Annotated in this window: 17 protein-coding genes; 13 read left to right on the top strand and 4 right to left on the bottom strand. The window is 62.4% G+C overall.

From position 1 onward, the window contains the following. Positions 1 to 236: 236 nt before the first annotated feature. On the top strand, positions 237 to 1,826 hold the full coding sequence (locus tag C5L10_RS29800; protein ID WP_105432632.1) for an NAD(P)/FAD-dependent oxidoreductase: 1,590 nt from the start codon (positions 237 to 239) through the stop codon (positions 1,824 to 1,826). Positions 1,827 to 1,855: 29 nt separating this feature from the next. Continuing rightward, positions 1,856 to 2,365, top strand: coding sequence for a MarR family winged helix-turn-helix transcriptional regulator (locus C5L10_RS29795; RefSeq protein WP_105432635.1), 510 nt, complete (start codon positions 1,856 to 1,858; stop codon positions 2,363 to 2,365). A 5-nt stretch (positions 2,366 to 2,370) separates the two neighbouring features. Here the strand turns inward: C5L10_RS29795 and C5L10_RS29790 are convergent, their stop codons facing one another. Both C5L10_RS29790 and mprF read right to left on the bottom strand, forming a co-directional pair. After that, positions 2,371 to 3,741 carry a virulence factor family protein gene (locus tag C5L10_RS29790; protein ID WP_105432631.1) on the bottom strand — a complete coding sequence of 457 codons (1,371 nt, stop codon included), beginning with the start codon at positions 3,739 to 3,741 and terminating at the stop codon, positions 2,371 to 2,373. After that, a complete protein-coding gene (gene mprF / locus C5L10_RS29785) occupies positions 3,738 to 6,320 on the bottom strand; it encodes a bifunctional lysylphosphatidylglycerol flippase/synthetase MprF (protein WP_105432630.1) in 2,583 nt (860 codons plus the stop codon). The genes C5L10_RS29790 and mprF overlap by 4 nt, the downstream gene beginning before the upstream one ends. Positions 6,321 to 6,647: 327 nt before the next feature. On the opposite strand from mprF, the gene C5L10_RS29780 reads away from it, so the two are divergent. Then, positions 6,648 to 7,295, top strand: a complete 648-nt coding sequence (locus C5L10_RS29780) for a hypothetical protein (RefSeq protein WP_105432629.1) — start codon at positions 6,648 to 6,650, stop codon at positions 7,293 to 7,295. Between the two features lie 77 nt (positions 7,296 to 7,372). Here the strand turns inward: C5L10_RS29780 and C5L10_RS29775 are convergent, their stop codons facing one another. Both C5L10_RS29775 and C5L10_RS29770 read right to left on the bottom strand, forming a co-directional pair. Further along, the gene (locus tag C5L10_RS29775; protein WP_105432628.1) at positions 7,373 to 8,920 is read right to left on the bottom strand and encodes an indolepyruvate oxidoreductase subunit beta family protein; all 1,548 of its coding nucleotides are present in this window, start codon (positions 8,918 to 8,920) and stop codon (positions 7,373 to 7,375) included. 3 nt (positions 8,921 to 8,923) lie between these two features. Beyond that, a complete protein-coding gene (locus tag C5L10_RS29770) occupies positions 8,924 to 11,080 on the bottom strand; it encodes an indolepyruvate ferredoxin oxidoreductase subunit alpha (RefSeq protein ID WP_105432627.1) in 2,157 nt (718 codons plus the stop codon). A 296-nt stretch (positions 11,081 to 11,376) separates the two neighbouring features. On the opposite strand from C5L10_RS29770, the gene C5L10_RS29765 reads away from it, so the two are divergent. The 10 genes from C5L10_RS29765 (at position 11,377) to argE (ending at position 22,973) form a co-directional block, all read left to right on the top strand. After that, entirely contained in the window at positions 11,377 to 13,719 is a 2,343-nt protein-coding gene (locus tag C5L10_RS29765) for a bifunctional salicylyl-CoA 5-hydroxylase/oxidoreductase (protein WP_105432626.1), read from the top strand. Between the two features lie 10 nt (positions 13,720 to 13,729). Beyond that, positions 13,730 to 14,542 (top strand): SDR family NAD(P)-dependent oxidoreductase, encoded by an 813-nt coding sequence (locus tag C5L10_RS29760; RefSeq protein ID WP_105432625.1) that lies wholly within the window; start codon positions 13,730 to 13,732, stop codon positions 14,540 to 14,542. A 43-nt stretch (positions 14,543 to 14,585) separates the two neighbouring features. Next, the gene (locus C5L10_RS29755; protein WP_105405354.1) at positions 14,586 to 15,032 is read left to right on the top strand and encodes a cupin domain-containing protein; all 447 of its coding nucleotides are present in this window, start codon (positions 14,586 to 14,588) and stop codon (positions 15,030 to 15,032) included. Positions 15,033 to 15,091: 59 nt separating this feature from the next. Continuing rightward, complete coding sequence (locus C5L10_RS29750; RefSeq protein WP_105432624.1) at positions 15,092 to 15,934, top strand: enoyl-CoA hydratase family protein; 843 nt, start codon at positions 15,092 to 15,094, stop codon at positions 15,932 to 15,934. Next, positions 15,934 to 17,109 carry an acyl-CoA dehydrogenase family protein gene (locus C5L10_RS29745; RefSeq protein ID WP_105432623.1) on the top strand — a complete coding sequence of 392 codons (1,176 nt, stop codon included), beginning with the start codon at positions 15,934 to 15,936 and terminating at the stop codon, positions 17,107 to 17,109. The genes C5L10_RS29750 and C5L10_RS29745 overlap by 1 nt, the downstream gene beginning before the upstream one ends. A gap of 8 nt (positions 17,110 to 17,117) precedes the next feature. Beyond that, entirely contained in the window at positions 17,118 to 17,549 is a 432-nt protein-coding gene (locus C5L10_RS29740; protein ID WP_105432622.1) for a thioesterase family protein, read from the top strand. Continuing rightward, a complete protein-coding gene (locus tag C5L10_RS29735; protein WP_046637978.1) occupies positions 17,527 to 17,922 on the top strand; it encodes a RidA family protein in 396 nt (131 codons plus the stop codon). The genes C5L10_RS29740 and C5L10_RS29735 overlap by 23 nt, the downstream gene beginning before the upstream one ends. Before the next feature lie 7 nt (positions 17,923 to 17,929). Further along, entirely contained in the window at positions 17,930 to 19,891 is a 1,962-nt protein-coding gene (locus tag C5L10_RS29730) for a 3-hydroxyacyl-CoA dehydrogenase NAD-binding domain-containing protein (RefSeq protein WP_105432621.1), read from the top strand. Between the two features lie 323 nt (positions 19,892 to 20,214). Next, entirely contained in the window at positions 20,215 to 21,819 is a 1,605-nt protein-coding gene (locus tag C5L10_RS29725) for an ABC transporter substrate-binding protein (protein ID WP_172717258.1), read from the top strand. After that, positions 21,819 to 22,973 (top strand): acetylornithine deacetylase, encoded by a 1,155-nt coding sequence (argE, locus tag C5L10_RS29720; protein WP_105432619.1) that lies wholly within the window; start codon positions 21,819 to 21,821, stop codon positions 22,971 to 22,973. Before C5L10_RS29725 ends, argE begins: the two co-directional genes overlap by 1 nt. The last annotated feature ends 8 nt before the right edge of the window (positions 22,974 to 22,981 follow it).

Below are 22,981 nucleotides of genomic sequence, written 5' to 3'. Positions count from 1 at the left end.
CTTGACGAGCTTCAGCGGTGCGGCAATCAGCACGGCGCCGGCAAATACGGCCTCGCATCGCTGTCGAACCTCGACCAGCTGCCGCCGAAAGGCGCCGTGCTGATTGCCGCACCGCTGAAGCTCGTCAAGGGCACGGGCTCGCCGGTCCGGGCGCTGGCTCTGATCGCCTGATCCGATCGAAGGGCCGGACTCGAAAGGTTCCGGCCCTCTCCATATCCAGCAACAAGACGGGCGGCATGGCGGATTTCGACTACATCATCGTCGGCAGCGGCATCAACGCGCTGGTCGCCGCCGCCATGCTCGGCAAGAAGGGCAGAAAGGTCCTCGTCCTGGAGCGCAGCGACCGCATCGGCGGCTGCCTGCGCACGGAAGAGATCACCGAGCCGGGTTTCATCCACGACGTGATGGCCACCACCATGGTGCTGTTCCTCACGTCTCCCGCCTATGCCGCGCTCGGCAAGGACCTCGAAGCCCGTGGCCTCGAATTCGCCCATGCCGACCTGCCGACCGGGGTGCTGCGGCCGGACGGCTCTTCCGTCGTCTTCTCCAGGGATCGTCAGCGCAATATCGCCACCTTCGAGGGGCTCGCGGCCGGCGACGGCAAGACGTTCGACAAGGAAATGAATGCGCTCGGCGCCGATGCCGCTTTCCTGTTTTCGCTGCTCGGCGGCGCGCTGTGGTCCGGCACCACATTGAAGACGATCGCTCGGCAGGGGTGGGGCAAGGGCCTGCGCCAACTCGCCGCCTGGTTCGGCGATGCGCTGACGCCAGCACGCGGCTATCTCGAAACCACCTACAAGTCGGAAGCCGCGCACGCCCTCTGGGCGCCCTGGGTCCTGCATTGCGGCCTGGCGCCGGAAAGCGCTTATTCGGCCGAAATGCTGAAGGTCATTGGTTTCGCGATCGAGCTCGCCGGCTGCCCGATCGTCAAGGGCGGTGCTGCCAACCTCGTCACGGCCTTCGAACGACTGATCGCGGATCAGGGCGGCGCGATCCGCACTGGCGCGGATGTCGAACGGATTCTTCCCGGCCCAGGCAACAGGGCCGCCGGGGTGAGGCTTGCAAGCGGCGAGACGATCGACGCTACAGCCGGCGTGGTTTGCTCCACGACGCCGAACCAGATCTATGACCGGCTGCTGAAGGACTGGCCGCAGCCGGCACCGGCTGAAATCCGGGAAAGCGTCGCCCGCTATCGCTACGGCAAGGGCAATATGCAGATCCATTACGCCCTCTCCGCACCGCCGCGCTGGAAGGGCGATCCGGATCTCGCCAAGGTGGCGCTGCTACACCTGACATCCGGTCTCGACGGCGTCTCGCGCGCCACCAACGAATGCGAACGCGGGCTGCTGCCCGCCGAGCCGACCGTCTGCGTCGGCCAGCCCGCCAGCTTCGATCCTTCGCGCGTGCCGGACGGCAAGTCGATACTCTGGCTGCAGCTTCCCGAAGCGCCGCGCTTGATCAAGGGCGATGCGGCCGGTGAGATCGCCGCACCAGCAGACGGCCGCTGGACCGACGAGTTGCGCGAACTTTATGCCGATCGCGTCGAGGCTCTGCTTTCCCGCCACATCGAGAATTTTGCCGAGATAAAGCTCGCCCGACGCGCCTACTCGCCGGCCGATCTGGAGGCGATGAACATGAACCTCGTCGGTGGCGATCCCTATGGCGGCTTCTGCGGGCTCGACCAGTTTTTCCTCTGGCGGCCCTTCAAGTCGTCTGTTAACCACCGAACCCACGTGCCGGGCCTTTATCATATCGGCGCCTCGACCCATCCGGGACCGGGGCTTGCCGGCGGCTCCGGTTTTCTGCTCGCATCGTCGTTGCGTTGAAACGACGTGGTCTAGGAGACATGAATTTCATGGCAGAACGGTTTTCAGGCGTGGTGCTGCGCTGGCATCAGGACGGCGATCAGGAAAATCGGCCGACCATGGGCGAGATCGGCCTCAACCATTTCGCACCCTACCTGATGAACCGCATCATCTCCCGCTGGAACTCCAACATGGCGGAGGAGTTGCGCGAATACGACCTGTCGACCGCCAAGATGCGCACGCTCGCGGTCCTCAGCGTCTCTGCTTCGCTCACCATCAACGAGCTTTCCGTGTTCGCGGTCATCGAACAGTCGACCATGAGCCGCACGCTCGATTCCCTCGAAGACCAGGGTTATATCCGCCGCACGCCGCGGGCCGAGGACATGCGCATCCGCGACGTGACCATCACCGAGGAAGGCCGCGCCGCATTCGGGCGCTTCTGGCCGACCATGTACGATTCACTGCTGCGGATGTTCGACGGCATCGATGAGGAGGAATACCGCGCCTTCACGGGCACGCTTCACAAAATCCTCCTCAACATCCGCAAGCACGAGATCTGATCGGTCTATTTCGTCAGCCGTGTCTGAAGGCTGTCGCGGATGCGCTTGCCCAGCGCCTGGTAGTTCTCGTCGAAATGATGCCCGCCCTCGATCGGCACGACTTCGACGCCCTTGTCCTTCAAGGTCGGGCAGGGATCGTCGTCCTCATCGGTGCCGTAGACGCACTGGATGAGCTTCGGATCGATCTTGACGATATCGGTCATCGGATCGCCGCCCTTGCCGTCGCCTGCGACGCCAAGCCAGCCGGTCACGGAAATCTCGTAGTCCACTTCATGCGACAGGCCAAGCAGCGTGATCTGCTTCACCCTCGCCCGGTCCTCGGCCGGCAGGAGGTTGTAGGTGGCGGGCAGCACATCCGCGCCGAACGAATAACCGACCAACAGCACGTTCTGAACGCCCCATTGCCGGCGATAATATTCGATGATCTTCGCCAGATCGTCCGCCGTCGCTTGGGGGCTGCGTTCGGACCAGAAATACCGCAGCGAATCCAGCCCTATCGTCGGAATCCCCTGCGATTGCAGATAGCCCCCCACTTCGCTGTCGAGGTCGCGCCACCCGCCATCGCCGGAGAAGATCACCGCCATCGTGTTCATGGCCGGCTTGGCTTGGAGCACGTTCAGCGGCAGGTCGAGCGGCTGGTTGGTCCGGCCGGCAGCCGCGATGCGGGTTGCAAGCACTTGTGACAGCGCCACATCCGGCGCCTCACCGGAATTGATCAGCTCGACCTCCTGATGATCCTGTTTCAGGCGCTGTCCATGGGCCTTGCCGGCCGCATCGGCCGAAGGTGTGGAAACGATCGTCACCGCCGCCGGTACTGCGCCGTCGTCAAAACCATAGACCGTGCGATCGCCGACCTTCTGCTTGGATGCCGGCGTGCAGAGTTCCTTGGCGAGCGGTATGCCGGCCAACGGATCGACGGCAATCGCCTCCTCGATCGTCGCGTTCGGGCTCTGGGAGATCATCGCAAGCGCCAAGGCGCCGCCTTCCCCGATGCCGGCGACGATCGGGTGGCGGTATTGCGGATTGCCGATCCGTCGCTGCACCTGCTGGGAGACGTCCTCGATATCGGAAACCATATAGATGCATTCGCCGTCATCGGCGCGGAGCGACTTGATATAGGAGGGGAAATCGATGCCGACCACGGCAGCACCGGCGGCGAGCAGCTTCTGCGCCTCCGCATCCTCCCGCGCCCCCCAGCCTTGCCCGCCTGAAATCAGGAAGACGATGCCTTCGAGCTCGCTGCCATTGTTCGGCAGGAGAATGCGCGGCTGCGGGATAAGGCCCGTATGGTAATCCTGCTGATCCTGGGCAGCCGCCATCGGGACACCGGACAGCAGCGCCGCAAACACGATAACAAGAAAACGCAGATACATCATTTACCAACCACTCCCCTCAAGCCGCCGCCGATCAGGAGCGTCGCGTCCATCATCACGATGGCGGGGCTGACGCCCCCTGCCACAGCGAGATAACGCGGCTCCCAGGCGGGATGAAACTTCGACTTGAAAGCCTTCAACCCTTTGAAATTGTAGAACCGTTCACCGTGCTCGAAAACAACGCTGCCGATCCTGTCCCAGGCGAGTGCCGCTTCGCGTGTGGACATGCCGGAAAGCGGCGCCATGCCGAGATTGAAATGTCCATAACCTGCATCGCGGAGATATTCCATAATCTTCACGAACAGGAAATCCATGGAGCCCTTCGGCGCGTCCGGCACGAAGCGCATCAGATCGACGGTGCCTTCGTATTTCGTGTCGGTGAGCGACAGCGTTGCGAAGGCGACGATGCGGCCTTCCTTCTTGAGCACCGCGACCGGCTGGGCGCTGACATAGTCATCCCGGAAAGCGCCAAGCGAGAAGGTCTTCTCGCGCGTGTTGTGATCTTCGAGCCAGGCATCCGAAACGCGTCGAAGGTCTTCGATATGCGCCATCACATCCGGCTGCTCGATGACCGAAAACTCCAGCCCTTCGCGCGCACCTTTGTTGACAGCCTGACGAAGCCCGGCCAGCCGACCGCCCTTGAGGTCGAAGCTGGACAGGTCGACGATCGCCAATTCGCCAAGCTTGAAGGCCCTGAGGCCTGCGTCGGCGCAATGCGAAAGGAGGCTGGGCGAAATCTGATAGAGCACGGCGCGGCCGCCTCGGGCCCGGGCCTCCTCGACGAAACGCCAGACGAGATCGGCTGTCTCCTCCTGCGGCCCGACCGGATCGAAAAGCGCGATCCAGGAGCGGCCCTGAATGCCGTACATGATGAAGGCATTGCCGCTCTCGGAGAACATCAGCCGCTTGTCGCCCATCCGGACGAGGTTGGCATCGGCATTGTCCTGCGCCATGACGAGTTGGATCGCCCGCTCGAGATCGTCCGCAGTGGACAGTGCCGAACGTCGGGCCGCCGGCCGCAACAGGCTGAACACCGAGATCGTCGCCGCAAAAATCGCAAGGCCAAGGACCGCGCGCAATCCGCGCGGCGCTTCCTCGGAAAACTCGAACTGCCACCAGAGTTCGCGGCTATAATCCACTTCGCGATAGACAAAGAGCAGCACCGTGATCGCCGCGGCCACTACGATGAACATGGCGGCGATCCAGCTCGGCGTCAGCACCTGACCGAACAGCGACGCCCGGCGTTTGAACTGCTTTGCACTGAGGAACAGGCTGACGAGCAGGATGATCAGGAACGTCGCCTCGAAAAGCGCGATCGCCCGCATGAAGGCGAAAACCAGCGCCAGAGAGGTGCAGACCATCGCGGTCCACCACGCCCCGTCCAGCCGCTGGCCGATGCCGCGCGCCGCGACGAACAGCAGGAGGCCGAGGATGCTGGAAAGGAAATGCGCGCCTTCGAACACCGGCAGCGGCAGGTAGTTGCCAAGAAAATTGATGTCGGAATCCGGCGTCGGCGTCACGCTCGAGAAGATCAGCATTGCGCCGGCGATCATCGAGAAGGTCGCCAGAAGCGGCGGCGCGAGGCGGAATTCAAGCTTTCGAAGCGTCGATGCGATGGGGTGATGGGCAAGTTGGCGAATTTCGACGCCGATTACCACCAGCGTTGCGATGAGCAGCGGCAGGACATGATAGATGACGCGGTACAGGACAAGGCTGCCGAGCACTTCATCGAGGCTGACCGTATTGCCGAGCGCCGCGACGATCACCGTCTCGAAGACACCAAGACCGGCCGGCACATGGCTGAGGACACCGAGGCCGACGGCGGTCGCATAGATCGCCAGGAAGGACGGCCAGCCGATTTCCGTCTGCGGCAGAAGCACGTAGAGGACGGAGGCGGAGGCGGCGACATCAAGCGCCGTGATCAGGAATTGCTGCGAGGACGTACGGCTGTCCGGCAGGCGGATGCTCAAGCGTCCGACGGATACCGTCCGGCCGCCTCGCCCGAGGATCAGAAGAGCGATGAGCACGAAGATGATCACGATCGCGCCGGCGCGAACCCACATGCCGTCGATATCGAGGATTGCTCCTATCCTCGGCGCCGTGACCAGCGATGCGAGTGCCGTGACTGCCAGAAGCCCGATGCCGAAAGCGAGCGTCACAAATGCGATGACACGGCCGATATCGTCCGGCGAAAGCCCCAGGCGCGAATAGGCGCGGAACCGGATCGCTCCGCCGCTGAGGGCTCCGAAACCGGCCGTGTTGCCGACCGCATAGGCGCTGAAGGCGGTTATCGCCACAGGCACGAAAGGCAGCGTCCGGCCGATATAGGTGATCGCGTTGATGTCGTATCCGACCAGCGCCGCGAAACTCAGTGCCGTGAAGAAAACCGCAAGGCCGATCGAAGACCAGCGCGTATTGGCGAGCGCCTCGATGACGTCGTCATAGCTGACCTCGTTGGTGAGGTTGTAGATGGCAAATGTCGTGAACGCGAAAACCGCCAGCGCCGCCAGGGCGATGAGGTAAGGACGGTACGTCTCAAGGATGTCTCGAAAGCGACTTGGCTGACGAACCGTGGATTCCATGTGGGCTGCCGCTGCTGGAAAAATTACGCATCTAGAGTTTGGTCAGATGCGCAGCAAAAGCAACGGGATCGCGGCTATAATGTGTCTGTATGCTTAAAACCGGCAGCCGCCTCGAGCGCACTCGTGCACGCAAGGGATCCCAGCAAGCCGGACAGCTCCAAAGAGCAATACAGCCGGTAGATGCATATTCTGAAACGAGAATATAACTTTCGATTGCAAAACAGAAGTTCTTAACGCACATTAAGGATCTGAGGCATCTAGGGGCCACCCGGCAAGGGTGGGGGTGCCGACGCTGGCGGCGATGTTGCTGCGTGGGGATCGGGGAACATGTTTGACAAGATCTGCGCTGCCGCACTCGCGGCGGCATTGGTAGGTTGTACCTCCGCGAATGAAAACGTGCAGCACGCCGAAATCGGCGGCACGAAATCCTTGGTCATGACCGGAAATTTCAGGCTCATCACCGAACGGAAAAGGCTGGGTTATCCGATTATCTGTAGCGAACCCAGCCCTGACTACACGGTTGCTTTCGACAAATCCGCGAAAGCGACTGTCAAAATCACCAGCTCCACCGGAACGACGACCGAAATCGCACCGGATGCCAAGACGGATGAGAGTGTCGAAGAAGGGGAAGGCCGCGCCGGCGCTGTGCTCGCCCTTCGCGACGGTCTTTATAGAGCTTGCGAAGCCTATGCCAACGGCTTTATCGGCCACGATGCCTATTCCATCATTCTCAGCCAATACGGCAATCTTCTGGTCGCGTTGGTCGGGCGACCCATCGTCGGGGCGGACGGCAAGCCGATGGCCATCCCAACCGGAGCCGTTAATCCACGCCAGGCCACGCTGTCGGCGCTTGTGGTCGCCTGCATCAGCGGACAGGACCCGACCAGAGCGCCGATTTCCCACAACCCTCTGCTGAACTTGAACTTCTGCAACAAGGTCCTCAACACGGCGCTTGCGACCGCAAGCAGAGGATAGGCATGGGCGCAAAAGACCGCTGCCCGGAGCCTGATGACGCGCCGCCTCAAGACCGCGCTCGGCCATCAAAGCCTCGTTCAAAGCGTGGACACGGTCTTCAGCGCCCCGTCCAGCGCAATTCCGTTTTCGTCCAGGAGTGCCGCCTGACGCAGGCGTTTCATCCAGGCCGCGCCGTCTTCGCGATCTCTAAGCGTCGTCAGCGCCGACATCACCCGGTCGAATTTCGAGAGCCCGCGTGCATGGGTATCGGAATAACCCTTCACCAGCCGGCGATTGTTGATCACTTCCACAGCGAGATCATAGTTCCGCGGGAGCAGCGAGGTTGCCGCGGCGAGCCAGGCTTCGCGATGCTCGGTTTCGCGTGAGTGACGCAACGTGCCGCGGCGGGTGCGGCGCAAGGCTGCAAGCGTGTAGAGCGTCAGGAACCAGAACAGCGTGCCTGTCTGCACTCGGCGGCCCTTGTTGATACGGCGGTCGAGCCAGGCGAAGACCTTCGGGCGGTTTTCGACCCAGAGACCCAGCCGCTTCGGCATGGTCCCGACGACCTCTTCCATGCGTGGATGCATGTATTCGGTCATATAAAGGATCTGGTCCTGCTTCACGCCGACTTCCTTGGCGACGCGGTCGAACCGGGTGCCACGGGTTTTCAGGTCGGCGACGCGGATCACGTCGTCATAAGCCATGGCGACGGCGACGTATTTCGCGGACTGGACGGTGAAAGCATAGTCGTGCTCTTCGCCGCCATTGGCACGGTCGAGTGCATGAAGTTTGCCGACCCGATCGAGATATTCGCTGGCATAGGCCGGATCCTGGAAATCCGTGAGCTTCTTGACGCCTGCAAACAGCAGCGGCCAGGCGACTTCGGGCAATTCGGCGCGCAGGCGGTGCACCAGCCGGTCGAGATCCGGATGGCCGGTGGTTTCAGGCATGACGTCGAAACGCTTCGGCGCCATCGCGACCACTTCGTCGCGCGGCTTGGTTTTCGCCCGCTCATAGGCGGCATTGAAAGCCCTGAGACTGGGCTCGACACCCTTGCCGCCGCCGCGAATGGTCGCCTCGAAGGCCTCCTTCGGGAAGGGCAGCACATCGGCCGCCGCAAGCGCGCCGAATATCGAGGCAGAGATGACGCTACCGTTTTTCGTCGCCAGCGTATCCATGTCGAAGGCGATGGTGCGTTTGGCAGCAAAGTCGGTCGCGCCGACCACCACGGTCGGGTCACCGATGCCGTCGCCCGGCTTTTCCTTTTCGCCGACCGCAAAGGAGCGATGCGTCGAGGCGATCAGCGTGGTCTTGTCCGGCGTCACCAGGCCGCGCAGCACGGAGCGACCAGCCTCCATCAATTCGGCGGCCAGCACGACATCCACATCGCCCGGCGTCGGCATCAGCGAGAAGATCGGCGACACGCCGTCGCGGGCGGGCAGCATCTCGATGTAATAGATCGTCGCGCCGGTGCGCTGGGCAACGCCCGGCACCGAGGTCGACTGCGCCATCCAGCCTTGTTCTTCGGCAAGGCCGACGATCCAGTCGGCCAGCACCCCGCCGCCCTGGCCGCCCATGGCCATGATCGCCAGCGCCAGCGGCTTGTCGGAAGCATGGAGCGTCTTGAGGTTCACGGTCTCGTTCATGGATCAAGCCTCCGCAAAGACGACGCGGCCGGCGGCGCGGCGGGCCTGCAGCCAGCCGATCACAGAGCTACGGAATTTCGAGAGGAACCTGTCCCAGCCGGTCGGATTCATGATCACATCGGCGCGATAGAACGAAGGACAGAGAACGGCAGCCTCGGAAACCTCGCCGCAATTGCCGCAGCCGACGCAGCTATTGTCGATCGCAGCCACCGGATCGTCCTTCAGCGGATCGTCCGTGTGCTTGACGGAAAGCGACGGGCAACCGGAAAGCCGGATGCAGGCGTGATCGCCGGTGCAGACATCCTCGTCCACCCCGAACCGCTCCTTCACCATCCGCTTGCCGTCCTTGACCGCCTGGTTGAACTGCGGCTTCACGCGGCGCTGCTTGTTCAGCATGCATTCGGAAGAGGCGACGATGATCTTTGGGCCCTTCTCCTTGCTCGTCAGCGCTTCCTTCAGCGTATCGCGCATCTTGGCGACGTCATAGGTGCGATCGATCTGGCGCACCCACGTGGCACCGATGCCCTTTACCGCGTTGACGATCGAATTGTTGGTCTTGCGGTTCGGGTTGATAGCCCGTGACGACAGGATGTCCTGGCCGCCGGTCGCCGCCGAATAGAAATTGTCGACGACGAGGATGACGCCGTCCTGTTTGTTGAACACCGCATTGCCGACCGAGGTCGCCAAGCCGTTATGCCAGAAACCGCCATCACCCATGACCGCGATCGAGCGCTTGTCCGCCTCGACGTTGAAGGCGGAAGCGGAAGCCGGGCCGAGACCGTAGCCCATCGTCGTGCCGCCGATATTGAAGGGCGGCAGGATCGAGAACAGGTGACAGCCGATATCAGCCGAGACGTGGTGTTCGCCGAGCTCCTTTTCGACCAGCTTCATGGCCGCAAAGATCGGCCGCTCGGGACAGCCGGTGCAGAAGCCGGCGGGACGCTGCGGCACGACTTCGGCCAGAGCCTTCACCTTCGGGTCGTTGAGGACATCGCTCGGATCCGGCACCGGCGGCTGGTTGCCGAGCAGCAGGCGATCGTACATCTCGATGAAGGTCTTCAGCCCCTTCATCATCACGGGCGCGGTATATTCCCCGCCAAGCGGCAGGATGTCCTTGCCGTGCAGGCGGGTCTGGATATCGCGGCGGCGCATCAGCGTGTGGAGCGACTGCTCGACGTATTCCGGCGCGCCCTCTTCCACCATGATCACGGCCTTCTTGCCGAGACAGAAATCGACCACCTCGTCGTCGATCGTCGGATAGGCGACGTTCATCACATAGATCGGCACCGAGGAATTGCCGTAGACATCGGCCAGGCCCAGCTGCTGCAGGCCGCGCATGACGCCGTTGTAGAGGCCGCCGAGCGTGATGATGCCGATTTCGCCTTCCTCGGGACCGAAATGCTCGTTGAGCTTCTTTTCCTTGATGAAGTTGACGGCAGCCGGCCAGCGGCGCTCGAGCTTGTCCTTGTCCTGCGCAAAGTTTGCCGGCGGCAGGACGATGCGGTTGACGTCGCGGACGGGGTTTTCCAGCGCCTGCCGAAGCGTGAATTTTGGCCGCTGGTTATCCTTGGCGACGAACTGGCCGTGCACGTGACAGGCGCGGATGCGCACTTCCAGCATGACAGGGGTGTTGGAGGCTTCCGAAAGCTGGAAGCCATCTTCCACGGCCTGAACCATCGCCGGCAGGTTGGGACGCGGGTCGAGAAGCCACATCTGCGATTTCATCGCGAACGCATGGCTGCGCTCCTGCATGATCGACGACCCTTCGCCAAAGTCTTCGCCGAGAATGATCAGCGCACCGCCGTTGACCCCGCCGGAAGAAAGGTTGGAAAGCGCGTCGGAGGCGACATTGGTGCCAGCCGTGGATTTCCAGGTCACGGCGCCGCGCACCGGATACATGACCGAGGCCGAGAGCATCGCCGCCGCTGCGGCTTCAGAGGCCGAGGTCTCGAAGTGAACGCCAAGATCCTCCATGATGTCCTTGGCGTCAGCCAATACGTCCATCAGATGCGAGATCGGGGAGCCCTGATAGCCGCCGACATAGGAAACGCCGGATTGCAGCAGCGCCTTGGTGATGGCGAGAATGCCTTCCCCACGAAAAATCTCGCCTTCCCCAAGCTTGAGATCCTCGACTTCGCGCGCAAAAGATCGCTCGGCCATGGCAGTTCCCCTTCGCCTTGTCGGCTTCAATCCACAATCATTTGCAAAAGCATATTTTCGGCACCCGCCACTTGTCAATTCACAAATGCCGACGGAACAGCAAGTACTGCTGGCGTCGAACATCGGGCAGGACAGAGGAGTGAGCAACAGGCATCACAATATATGCTATTGCATATTATTTGATCGACCTCACATGAAAACTGCCGGAGCTGCCGCAAATCCGCTTGACGGGTCGATCAAACGCCATATAGTTTAAACTTAAAATAATGAGCGACTAACGTCAGGAGGACTTGGATATGCGCATCGTCTGTATCGGTGGCGGCCCGGCCGGTCTCTATTTCGCGCTCCTGATGAAGAAGCTGCATCCCGAGCATTCCATTTCTGTCGTCGAACGCAACAAGCCTTACGACACGTTCGGCTGGGGCGTGGTCTTCTCCGACGCCACCATGGTGTCGATGAAGGCGTGGGACCCGGAGAGTGCGGCCGAAATCGAGGACGCCTTCAATCACTGGGACGATATTGAGCTGCTGTTCAAGGGCACGCGCCAGCGCACCTCCGGCCACGGCTTCGTCGGCATCGGCCGCAAGAAGCTCTTGAACATCCTGCAGCGTCGCTGCGAGGCGCTCGGCGTCGAGCTTGTTTTTGAAACCGATTCCAATGGCGATGTCGATTATCCGGATGCGGACCTGATCATTGCATCGGACGGCTTCAACTCGAAGATCCGCAACCGTTATCCGGAGGTCTTCGAACCGGACCTCGTCGTGCGTCCGAACCGCTATATCTGGCTCGGCACCAACAAGCTGTTCGACGCCTTTACCTTCGACTTCCGCAAGACGGATCACGGCTGGTTTCAGGCGCATATCTACAAGTTCGACGACAAGACCTCGACCTTCATCGTCGAAACGACGGAAGAGGCTTACGAAAAGCACGGCCTCGGCCAGATGGACCAACAGAGCTCGATCGATTTCTGCCAGGACCTGTTCTCGGAAGTCCTCGAAGGCTCCGAACTGATGACCAATGCCCGGCATCTGCGCGGCAGCGCCTGGCTCAACTTCAACCGCCTGATCTGCGGCAAGTGGAGCCATTTCAACGGCAATTCGCATGTCGTGCTGATGGGCGACGCCGCCCATACCGCCCATTTCGCGATCGGCTCCGGCACCAAGCTGGCGATCGACGACGCGATCGAGCTCAGCAACCAGTTCAACAAGCTCGGCCATTCCAGGGACAAGATCCCGGAAGTCCTCGAAACCTACGAGGAAATCCGCCGCGTCGACGTCGCCCGCATCCAGAATGCCGCCCGCAACGCCATGGAATGGTTCGAAGTGGTCGGCCAGCGTTACGCCGATACGCTGGAGCCGGAACAGTTCATGTATTCCATGCTGACCCGATCGCAGCGCATCAGCCACGAAAACCTGCGCCTGCGCGATCCCAAATGGCTGGAAGGTTACGAGCGCTGGTTCGCCAGGAAAAACGGTATCGAGGTAACCGGCAACGGCCGCACCCTGCCGCCGATGTTCACGCCCTATTCGCTGCGCGAAACCCATCTGCCGAACCGCATCGTCATGTCGCCGATGGCCATGTACTCCGCCAAGGACGGGCTGCTGGACGATTTCCATCTGGTCCACCTCGGCTCCCGTGCGCTCGGCGGCGCCGGCCTCGTGTTTGGAGAAATGACCTGCGTCTCGCCCGACGCCCGCATCACTCCCGGCTGCCTCGGCCTCTGGAACGAGCAGCAGGCGGCCGCCTGGAAACGCTTCGTCACCTTCGTGCATGACAATTCCGCCGCCAAGGTCGGCATCCAGCTGGGACACGCCGGCCGCAAGGGCTCGACCAAGACCGCCTGGGAAGGCATCGACCAACCGGTCGAAGAAGGTGGCTGGCCGCTGATCTCGGCTTCGGCGCTCCCCTACCTCAAGACCAGCCAGGTTCCGAAGGAAATGGACCGCGCCGACATGGATCGGGTGACGGCAGACCACGTCCGGGCGGCCCGATATGCCGCAGAAGCCGGTGCCGACTGGCTGGAGCTGCACTGCGCCCACGGTTATCTTCTGTCGAGCTTCCTTTCGCCGCTCACCAACATCCGCACAGACGAATACGGCGGCAGCCACGAAAACCGCGCGCGTTATCCGCTGGAAGTCTTCAAGGCGGTCCGCGAAGTCTGGCCGCAAAACAAGCCTATCTCCGTGCGGCTCTCCTGCCATGACTGGTTCGAAGGCGGAAACACGCCGGAAGACGCGGCGATCTACGCACAGATGTTCAAGGATGCCGGTGCCGACCTGATCGACTGCTCGTCCGGCCAGGTATGGAAGGAAGAAAAGCCGGTCTATGGCCGCCTCTTCCAGACGCCCTTCTCCGACAAGATCCGCAACGAAATCGGCATTCCGACCATCGCCGTCGGCGCGATTTCGGAGGCCGATCATGCGAACTCGATCATCGCCGCCGGCCGCGCCGATCTCTGCGCCGTCGCCCGCCCGCATCTTGCCGATCCGGCCTGGGTTCTGCATGAAGCGGCAAAGATCGGCCTGAAGGACATTCCCTGGCCGAAACAGTATTATTCCGGCAAGGCGCAGTACGAAACCAACCTCGCGCGTGCTGCGGCCGCCGTTGCCCCTCCGGCTGTCGGCCCGGCGGCGAAATAAGGATCGCATCATGAGCGAAGCGCCCTCTGCCAGACTTGCCAGTGCCGGACTTGCCAGCCGTCACGCCCTCGTCACCGGCGCAGGCTCGGGTATTGGCGCTGCGATCGCGACGGCGCTGGTGGAAGCCGGCGCGCGGGTGACCCTCGCCGGCCGGCGTGCCGAGCCTCTTGAGGAGCTTGCCGCCGCGCTTGGCAGGAATAAGGTCTGCGTCGCGGACGGTTTCGACGTCACCGACGAGATGGCCATCGACAATGGCCTGAGGACGGCGCGAGCCGCGTTCGGTCCTGTCGATATCCTCGTCAACAATGCCGGCGAGGGCCCGAGCGCGCTCTTCGAAAAGACCTCGCTGGAGATGTGGAACCGGGTCATGTCGGTCGATCTGACCGGCGTGTTCCTGGTGACCCAAGCCGTGCTGCCGGATCTCAAGGCTTTTGGCGCGGGCGCCCGCATCATCAATATCGCCTCGACCGCGGGACTCACCGGTTATGCCTACGTCTCGGCCTACGTGGCCGCCAAACATGGCGTCGTCGGCCTTACCCGTTCCCTGGCGCTGGAGCTTGCGAGGAGCGGCATCACCGTCAATGCCGTCTGCCCTGGCTTTACCGACACGCCGCTGATCGCCCGTTCGATCGAGACGATCATCGCAAAGACCGGACGGACGGAAGAACTGGCGCGACAGGAATTTACCAGGAGCAATCCGCAGGGGCGGCTGGTGAAGCCGGAGGAAGTCGCAGACACGGTTCTGTGGCTGGCATCGCCCGGAGCGGCGTCGATCAACGGACAGGCAATCGCGGTTGCCGGGGGAGAAGTCATGGCAGGCTAATCGGCCTCGGCATGAACCAGGGAACGAAAACCGGGAGATCAGGATGGAACTGGAAAAGGGCATAACCGAGAGCGGCAGCGGATATAACGGCACCAGCTGGAATATCCTCGGCCAGGTCTATTTCCCGAAGGCGGTCTGCGACGACACCTTCGCCTTTGAGACCAATAGCCTGCCGGGACAGTTCGTGCCTGTGCACGTCCACCCGACCCAGGACGAATTCATCCTCGTGCAGGAGGGAGAACTCGATCTGAAGCTCGACGGCCAGTGGGTCAAGGCGAAGGCCGGAGATCTGGTGCGCATGCCGCGCGGCATACCTCACGGTTACTTCAACAAGTCCGACAAGCCGTGCCGGGCACTTTTCTGGGTCTCCCCGGCCCGCAAGCTCCAACAGCTTTTCGAAGAGCTGCACGAAATGACCGACGTGGAGGAGATCGTGAAGGTTTCCGCCGCGCACGAGGTGGATTTCCTGCCACCCTCCGCCAACGACTGAGCCGGGACAGGTCCTGCCGCCCGGAAAGGGACGGTCGATGAAAAGGAGAGGAGACGAACATGAGTGACGTGATGAAGGACATGAAGCGCAGTTTTCGCGACTACCAGCCGAAACATTTCCTCTGGGAAGTGAGCGAAAACGGCCGCGTCGGGACGGTTCGCCTCAATCGTCCGGAGCGCAAAAACCCGCTGACCTTTGAAAGCTATGCGGAATTGCGCGACCTTTTTCGCGATCTCGTCTACGCCTCCGATATCCGCTCGATCGTCCTGACCGGCGCCGGCGGCAATTTCTCCTCCGGCGGCGACGTCTTCGAAATCATCGAGCCGCTGACCCATATGGCGATGCCGGACCTGCTCGCCTTCACCCGCATGACCGGCGATCTCGTCAAGGCAATGAAGAAATGCCCGCAGCCGATCGTGGCTGCGGTCGACGGCATCTGCATGGGCGCCGGCGCGATCCTCGCCATGGCCTCAGACATGCGGCTGGCGACGCCCGAAACCAGGACCGCCTTCCTCTTCACCCGCGTCGGCCTTGCGGGAGCCGACATGGGCGCCTGCGGGATTCTGCCGCGCATCATCGGCCAGGGCCGAGCCGCCGAACTGCTCTTCACCGGCCGTTCGATGAGCGCCGACGAAGGCCATGCCTGGGGCTTCTTCAACGCCCTTCACCCGCAGGACGCGGTCGAGGCAGAGGCCCTCAAGCTCGCCCATTCGCTGGCAGACGGTCCGTGGTTCGCACACACGATGACCAAGACCATGCTGAACCAGGAATGGGCGATGGGCATCGAAGAGATGATCGAAGCCGAAGCCCAGGCGCAGGCGATCTGCATGGCGACCAAGGATTTCCGCCGCGCCTTCGAGGCTTTTGCCGAAAAGCGCAAGCCGGTCTTCGAGGGCGACTGATGGCCAACCACACGACAATCAAAGGACCGGCACGCGATTTCCTCGACTGGCCTTTCTTCGACGACAGCCACAAGGCGCTCGCCGAAAAATTGGATGCCTTCACGGCATCGGGCGCGCTCAGCCATATCGACCATTCGGACACGGACGGGGCCTGCCGCGCGATCGTCAAAGCGCTCGGAACCGCCGGCCTTCTCGACGCCGCGACCGGCGCCGGCGGCAGCCAGCCGGTCGACAGCCGCGCCGCCTGCCTGACCCGCGAAACGCTTGCCTGGCATGACGGCCTTGCCGACTTCGCCTTCGCCATGCAGGGCCTCGGCACCGGCGCGATCGGCCTTTCCGGTTCCGAGGAGCTTCGCCGAACGGTCCTGCCGAAAGCGCAGTCCGGCGAATGGATTTCCGCCTTCGCGCTGTCGGAAAAGGAAGCAGGTTCGGATGTCGCCGCCATGGCCTGCGCTGCCCGAAAGGACGGCGACCACTATATCCTCGACGGCGAAAAGACCTGGATCTCCAACGGCGGCATCGCCGATGTCTACACCGTTTTTGTTCGCACCGGCGAGGCACCCGGCACGCGCGGCATTTCCGCTTTCGTCGTTTTCGCCGACGATCCGGGCTTCTCGATCGCCGAGCGCATCGATGTGATCGCCCCGCATCCGCTGGCGACGATCCGCTTCGAAACCTGCCGCATCCCGGCTTCGCGGCTGCTGGGGGCACCGGGCGAAGGCTTCAAGATCGCCATGCGGACCCTGGACATTTTCCGGGCCTCCGTCGCCGCAGCCGCTCTCGGTTTCGCCAAGCGGGCGCTGGATGAGGCGCTCGCCTATGCCAAGGCGCGGCCGATGTTCGGCAATCACCTGTCCGATCTGCAACTGACGCAAGCCGCCTTCGGGGACATGGCGGCCCAGATCGATGCCGGCGCGCTCCTCACCTACCGGGCCGCCTGGCGCCGCGACGTGCAGGGCCTGCCGACCACCAAGGAGGCCGCCATGGCCAAGATGGTCGCGACGGAGAACGCCCAAAGCGTCATCGACCGGGCGGTTCAGATCTTTGGCGGCCGCGGCGTGAAGAGCGGCGAGATCACCGAGAGCCTCTACCGGGAAATCCGGGCGCTGCGCATCTATGAAGGCGCGACCGAGGTCCAGAAGCTCATCATCGCCCGTGAACTGTTGAAGGCGTGAGGGCGACCATGGCTTACACGACATCCCGCCGATTGAATTTTGGAGATTGCGATCCGTCCGGCATCGCCTATTTCCCCTCCTATCTGAACATCATGGTCGGCGTTTGCGAGGAATTTTTCGGCGCGATCGGCTCGCCCTGGCCGGACATGATCAACCACCGCAAGATCGGTGTGCCGACCGTGACGCTGGACGTCGCATTCAAGAGCCCTGGCTACCACGGCGATATGATGGATTTCACCATCAAGGTCCTGGCGATCGGCAACAGTTCCGCAGATCTCGAATACGAGGTGCGGGCCGGCGACCGGCTGCTCTGGACCGCCGGGCAGCGGCTGGTCGCCACCTCGAACGAAACCCACAAGGCCCTACCCTGGCCCGACGATATGCGCTCGGCGCTGACACAGCATTTGGAGAAGAATGATGCACACCATCCTGCAGCCTGAAGGCTGGGCAAAACCGATCGGTTACGCCAACGGCGTCGCCGCCACCGGCCGCCAGGTCTTCGTCGGCGGGCAGATAGGCTGGAACGGCCAATGCCAGTTCGAAACCGATGATTTTGTCGGTCAGGTCAAGCAGACGCTGCAGAACGTCGTCGCCGTGCTGGCCGAGGCCGGCGCCGGACCCGAGCACATCACCACCATGACCTGGTATTTCACCGACAAGGCCGAATATCTGGGCAACCTCAAGGGCATCGGCCAGGTCTATCGCGAGATCATCGGCAAGCACTTTCCGGCCATGGCCGCCATGCAGGTGGTGGCGCTGGTGGAAGACCGCGCCAAGATCGAAATCCAGGCGACCGCCGTCATTCCGGCCTGAGGCAATCATGAACGAGACGATCGAATTTTCCGCCACGGTATCAACCATGACCCGCGACGGAGTTCTGGTCGTGACGATCGACAATCCGCCGGTCAACGCCACCTCCGTCGATGTCCGTAGCGGGCTTGAGAAAGCGCTCGCCCATGCCGAAACGGCCGCCGATGTAACCGGTGTCGTCGTCACCGGCGCCGGAAAGACGTTCATCGGCGGCGCCGACATCAAGGAATTCGGCAAGCCTGCCATGGAGCCGACCTTGCCTGATGTCATCGAGACGATCGAAGGCCTGTCGAAGCCGGTCGTCGCAGCGCTCAATGGCGCAGCGCTCGGCGGCGGTCTCGAAGTGGCACTCGCCTGCCAGTATCGCATCGCCTCGCCGGCTGCACAGGTCGGCCTGCCGGAAGTCAAACTCGGCATCGTGCCGGGCGCGGGCGGAACGCAACGCCTGCCGCGCCTGATCGGCATTTTGGCAGCACTCGACCTCATCACCTCCGGACGTTCGGTGAAGGCCGAGGAAGCCGTGACACTCGGGATCATCGACGAGGTAGCCGCGGGCGATCTCATCGAGGCCGCAATATCCGCGGCATTTGCGCTGGCTGGCAAACCTCTCCGCCGCACGGGTGAGTTGAATGTCGCGGCCGCCGATCCGGCCGAAATCGAAAAAGTCTCGGCCAAGATCCTCGCCAGGGCGCGCGGCCAGAAGGCACCCGCGGAAGCGGTCCGGCTTGTCACCTCGTCCAATCGCCCGCTCGCCGAAGGCCTGGCGGACGAACGTGCCACCTTCCTCACACTCCGCGACAGCCGCGAGTCGGCGGCCCTTCGCCATGTCTTCTTCGCCGAACGGGAATCTTCCAAGGTCGTGGGTCTGGAAGGCGTCGAACCTCGCCCCGTCGAGACCATCGGCATCTGCGGCCTTGGCCTGATGGGCAGCGGCATCGCCGTCGCCGCTCTTGGCGCCGGTTATTCGGTGATCGGCCTCGATCAAACGTCGGAAGCCGCTGAAAAGGGCCGCCAGCGCATCATCGGCCTGCTGGAGCGCAATGTCGCCGCAGGCCGCCTCGACCAGGCCGGCTTCGAAGCGCAGAAGGCGCGGCTTTCCGTGACCGCGGATGATGCCGATCTCGCCCCTTGCGATCTCGTCGTCGAAGCCGTGTTCGACGATCTCACGGTCAAGACCGATCTCTTCCAGCGTCTCGACGAAGTCGTCCGCCCGGATGCCGTGCTGGCGACCAACACCAGCTACCTGAACCCGGATGAGATCGCCGCCGCGACCGCCCACCCGGAACGGGTGCTTGGCCTGCATTTCTTTTCGCCCGCCCATGTGATGCGCCTCCTGGAAGTCGTACGTTGCTCCAAGACCGCGCCGGACGTGCTGGCAACAGGGCTGGCGGTCGCCAGGAAATTGCGCAAGCTGCCGGTCGTCACCGGCGTCACCGAAGGCTTCATCGGCAACCGCATCTTTTCCGCCTATCGCCGCGAAGCCGAACTCCTGCTGGAAGACGGCGCCTTGCCGCACGAGGTCGACGCTGCGCTGGAAGACTACGGTTTTCCCATGGGCCTCTTCGCCGTCTATGACATGGCCGGCCTCGAAATCGCCTGGGCGCGCCGTAAACGGCAGGCGACGACCCGCGATCCCTCGGCACGCTACGTCGAGATTGCCGATACGCTGTGCGAGGCGGGTCGCCTGGGCCAGAAAACCGGCCGCGGCTGGTACGCTTATCCGGAGGGCAAGCGCACCATCGACCCGGAGGTCACCGCAATCATAGAAGCAGCTCGGGCCAAAAAGGGCATCACCCCACGCGCATTCTCCATGAGGGAGATTGTCGAAAGGATGCTTGCCGCGATGGCTCTCGAAGGCGAGGCATTGCTGACGGAAGGGATCGCCGCGCGCGCCAGCGATATCGACCTGGTGATGATCAATGGCTACGGCTTCCCGGCTTATAAGGGCGGCCCAATGTTTGCCAGGACTTGAGCGCTGCAAGGTGTCGCTCAAGTGCTAACAGGCGGAAATATATGAAATATTTCGATCCGCTAAAGGCTGCGGAAACGCTTCCGTGTGCCCGTGTTTTGCCCATCCAAAAGAGTTACGCTCATTTGATCAAACATGCTTGCATGTTTCCCTAATTCGCCTATTGTTTGCCCAAGCCTCGCAAGTAGGCATCTCCAAACAACGACAGGGAACGCTGCATGCTCGCACTTCCAGAGCTCACTCCGTCGAGATATTTTAACCATAAAATATCTTCTGCATCGTTGTCCCGTATTCCGACTGTCTCGTGGCGCGCTTAGGAGATCATGATGCCTTTCCCGTTTTCTGCATTCAAACGCAAGATGCTGCTGGGTACCATCGCCGCAGCCGCGATTGCCGCCCCGCTTGGAAGCATGGCCCAGGCGGCGGACTTCAAGTTCGCCGGTCCGCTCGATGCCTATACGCTCGATCCCCATGCGGTTTCGAACACGCTGATCTTCGCTGTTCTTGCCAATGTCTACGAACCGCTTGTGCGCCGTAACGCGGAGCAGAAGATCGAACCGGCACTGGCAACCGAATGGAAGCAGACGGACGGCACGACCTGGGAATTCAATCTCCGCAAGGACGTGAAATTTTCGAACGGGAATCCCTTTACCGCCGATGACGTCATCTTCTCGCTGACCCGCGGCCAGGCCGGCGGCATCAAGGCAAACCTCAATTCGATCGCCTCGGTCGAGAAGGTCGACGACCACAAGATTCGCATCAAGACGCGCGCCATCAACCCGATCTTGCCGAACCAGATCACCAACTGGTACATCATGGACAAGGAATGGGCCGAGGCGAACAACACGGTTCAGCCGGGTGCCGCCAACAACGCCACCGAGACCTTTGCCAACCGCAATGCCATGGGCACCGGTCCCTACGTCATCAAGGAGCGGGATCCGGGCGTGAAGACGGTCTTTGCGCCGAACCCGGGCTGGTGGGACAAGAAGACCGGCAATGTCGACAACGCGACGTTCTTCGTGATCCCCAACCCGTCGACCCGCGTCTCCGCCCTCATCTCCGGCGAAGTCGACATGATCGATGGCGTGCCGCCGCAGGATGCCGAGCGCATCGAGAACGATCCGAAACTGCACATGCAGGCGGGTCCCGACCTTCGCACCATCTACATCCAGCCCGACGTCGCCCGCGACAACCTGATCTTCGGCAGCGAAAAGACCAAGAACCCCTTCAAGGACCTGAAGGTCCGCCAGGCCATGGAACTGGCGATCGATACCGGCGCGATCCAGAAGCGCATCATGCGCAACTTCTCTGTCCCGGTCGGCCTGCCGATCGGCAAGGAAGTCAACGGTTTCGACGCCGCCCTCGGCGCGCTGGTAAAGCCCGACGTCGACAAGGCCAAGGCGTTGATGAAGGAAGCCGGCTACGAAAACGGCTTCTCCGTCACGCTCGATTGCACCAGCGACCGTTTCATGAACGACGAAGCGACCTGCCTTGCGGTCGCCGCCTCGCTCGCCCGCATCAATATCAAGGTCGATCCGCGCGCCCAACCGACCGCCAAGTGGGCGACCCAGGTCAACCCGCCGGAATACAATACCAGCATGGCGATGCTCGGTTATTCGCCGGCCACCTATGACGCACACATCTTCCTGACCTCGATCGCCGCCACCCGCGATCCCAAGAGCGGCCTCGGCGCCTTCAACATCGGCGGCTACTCCAATCCGGAGGTCGACAAGCTGATCGACCTGATCGGCAAGGAAACCGACCAGGCCAAGCGCACCGGCTATATCACCCAGGCCTTCAAGCTCATGAAGGCTGACGTCGCCTTCATTCCGCTCCACCAGTTGAACATTCTCTGGGGCGTCAAGGACAACGTCACCGTCGTCCAGCCGGCCGACCTTGCCTATCCGCTGCGTTATTTCACGGTGAAGTAATGACCATTGCATCCGATATAACGAGGCAGCTTGCCAGCCTCGTGTCTTATCCCACGGTCAGCGCCGTTTCCAATCTCGACCTGCTCGAATACGTCGAAGCCCAGACCACCCCTTTCGGCGGGCGCGTCCGGCGCTTTGCCAACCCCGAGGGCGACAAGGCAAACGCGCTGATCACGATCGGCCCGGAAGCGCCCGGCGGCATCATCTTCAGCGGCCATACGGATGTGGTGCCGACCGAAGGTCAGGCCTGGACCGGCGATCCCTGGACGCTCAGGGAAGCGAACGGCCGCCTGATCGGTCGCGGCGCCACCGACATGAAGGGCTTTCTCGCCTGCTGCCTGGCAGCCGCGCCGGGCATTGCCGCCAAGAACCTCAAGAAGCCCATCCACCTCGCCTTTTCCTATGACGAGGAGGTCGGCTGCACCGGCGTCGGCTCGATGGCCGAATGGGTGGGCCAGAGCGACCTGAAGCCGCGGCTTGCGGTCATCGGCGAAGCCACCAGCATGGACATGATCGCAGCCCACAAGGGCGGCCTGATCGGCTGGTGCCGCATCAAGGGCAAGCCCGGCCATTCCTCGCAACCGGACCGCTATGTCAACGCAGTCATGGTCGCCGGCGACATGATCGCCGAAATCAACCGCATCCGCGAGGACATGCGCAACGGCCCGCAATTCGAAGGATTGGATCCGCCCTATTCGACCACCCAGGTCACCGTCATCAGGGGCGGCCTGCACGGCAATATCGTCTCGGAAAACTGCGAGTTCTTCTGGGAAATGCGCCTCATCCCGGGTCAAAATACCTATGAGGTTCTGGACCACATGAAGCGTTTTGCGGCCGAAAGGCTCGAACCGGCCATGAAGGCGATCGATCCGTCCTGCGGCATCGTCTTCGACGTTCAGGCCAGTATCCCGGGCCTTAAACCCAATAACGATCCGACGCTCGATGCGGAACTGTTGGCGCTTCTCGGCCGCACCGAACCCCGCTATGTTTCTTATGGCACCGAAGCGGGCATCTTCCAGATCGCCGGCGTCCCCTCGGTCGTCATCGGTCCGGGCGATATCGCCGACGCCCATCAGCCGGATGAATCGGTTGCGATTTCCGAGCTCGAGAAATGCGCCGTCTTCCTCGACCAGCTCGGGGATAGCTGCTGCTAAGGAATTTG

This window comes from Neorhizobium sp. T6_25 (assembly GCF_002968555.1).
GTDB lineage: Bacteria > Pseudomonadota > Alphaproteobacteria > Rhizobiales > Rhizobiaceae > Neorhizobium.
The sequence above is the reverse complement of the archived record's forward strand: the minus strand, read 5'-3'. Positions and strand labels throughout refer to the sequence as shown.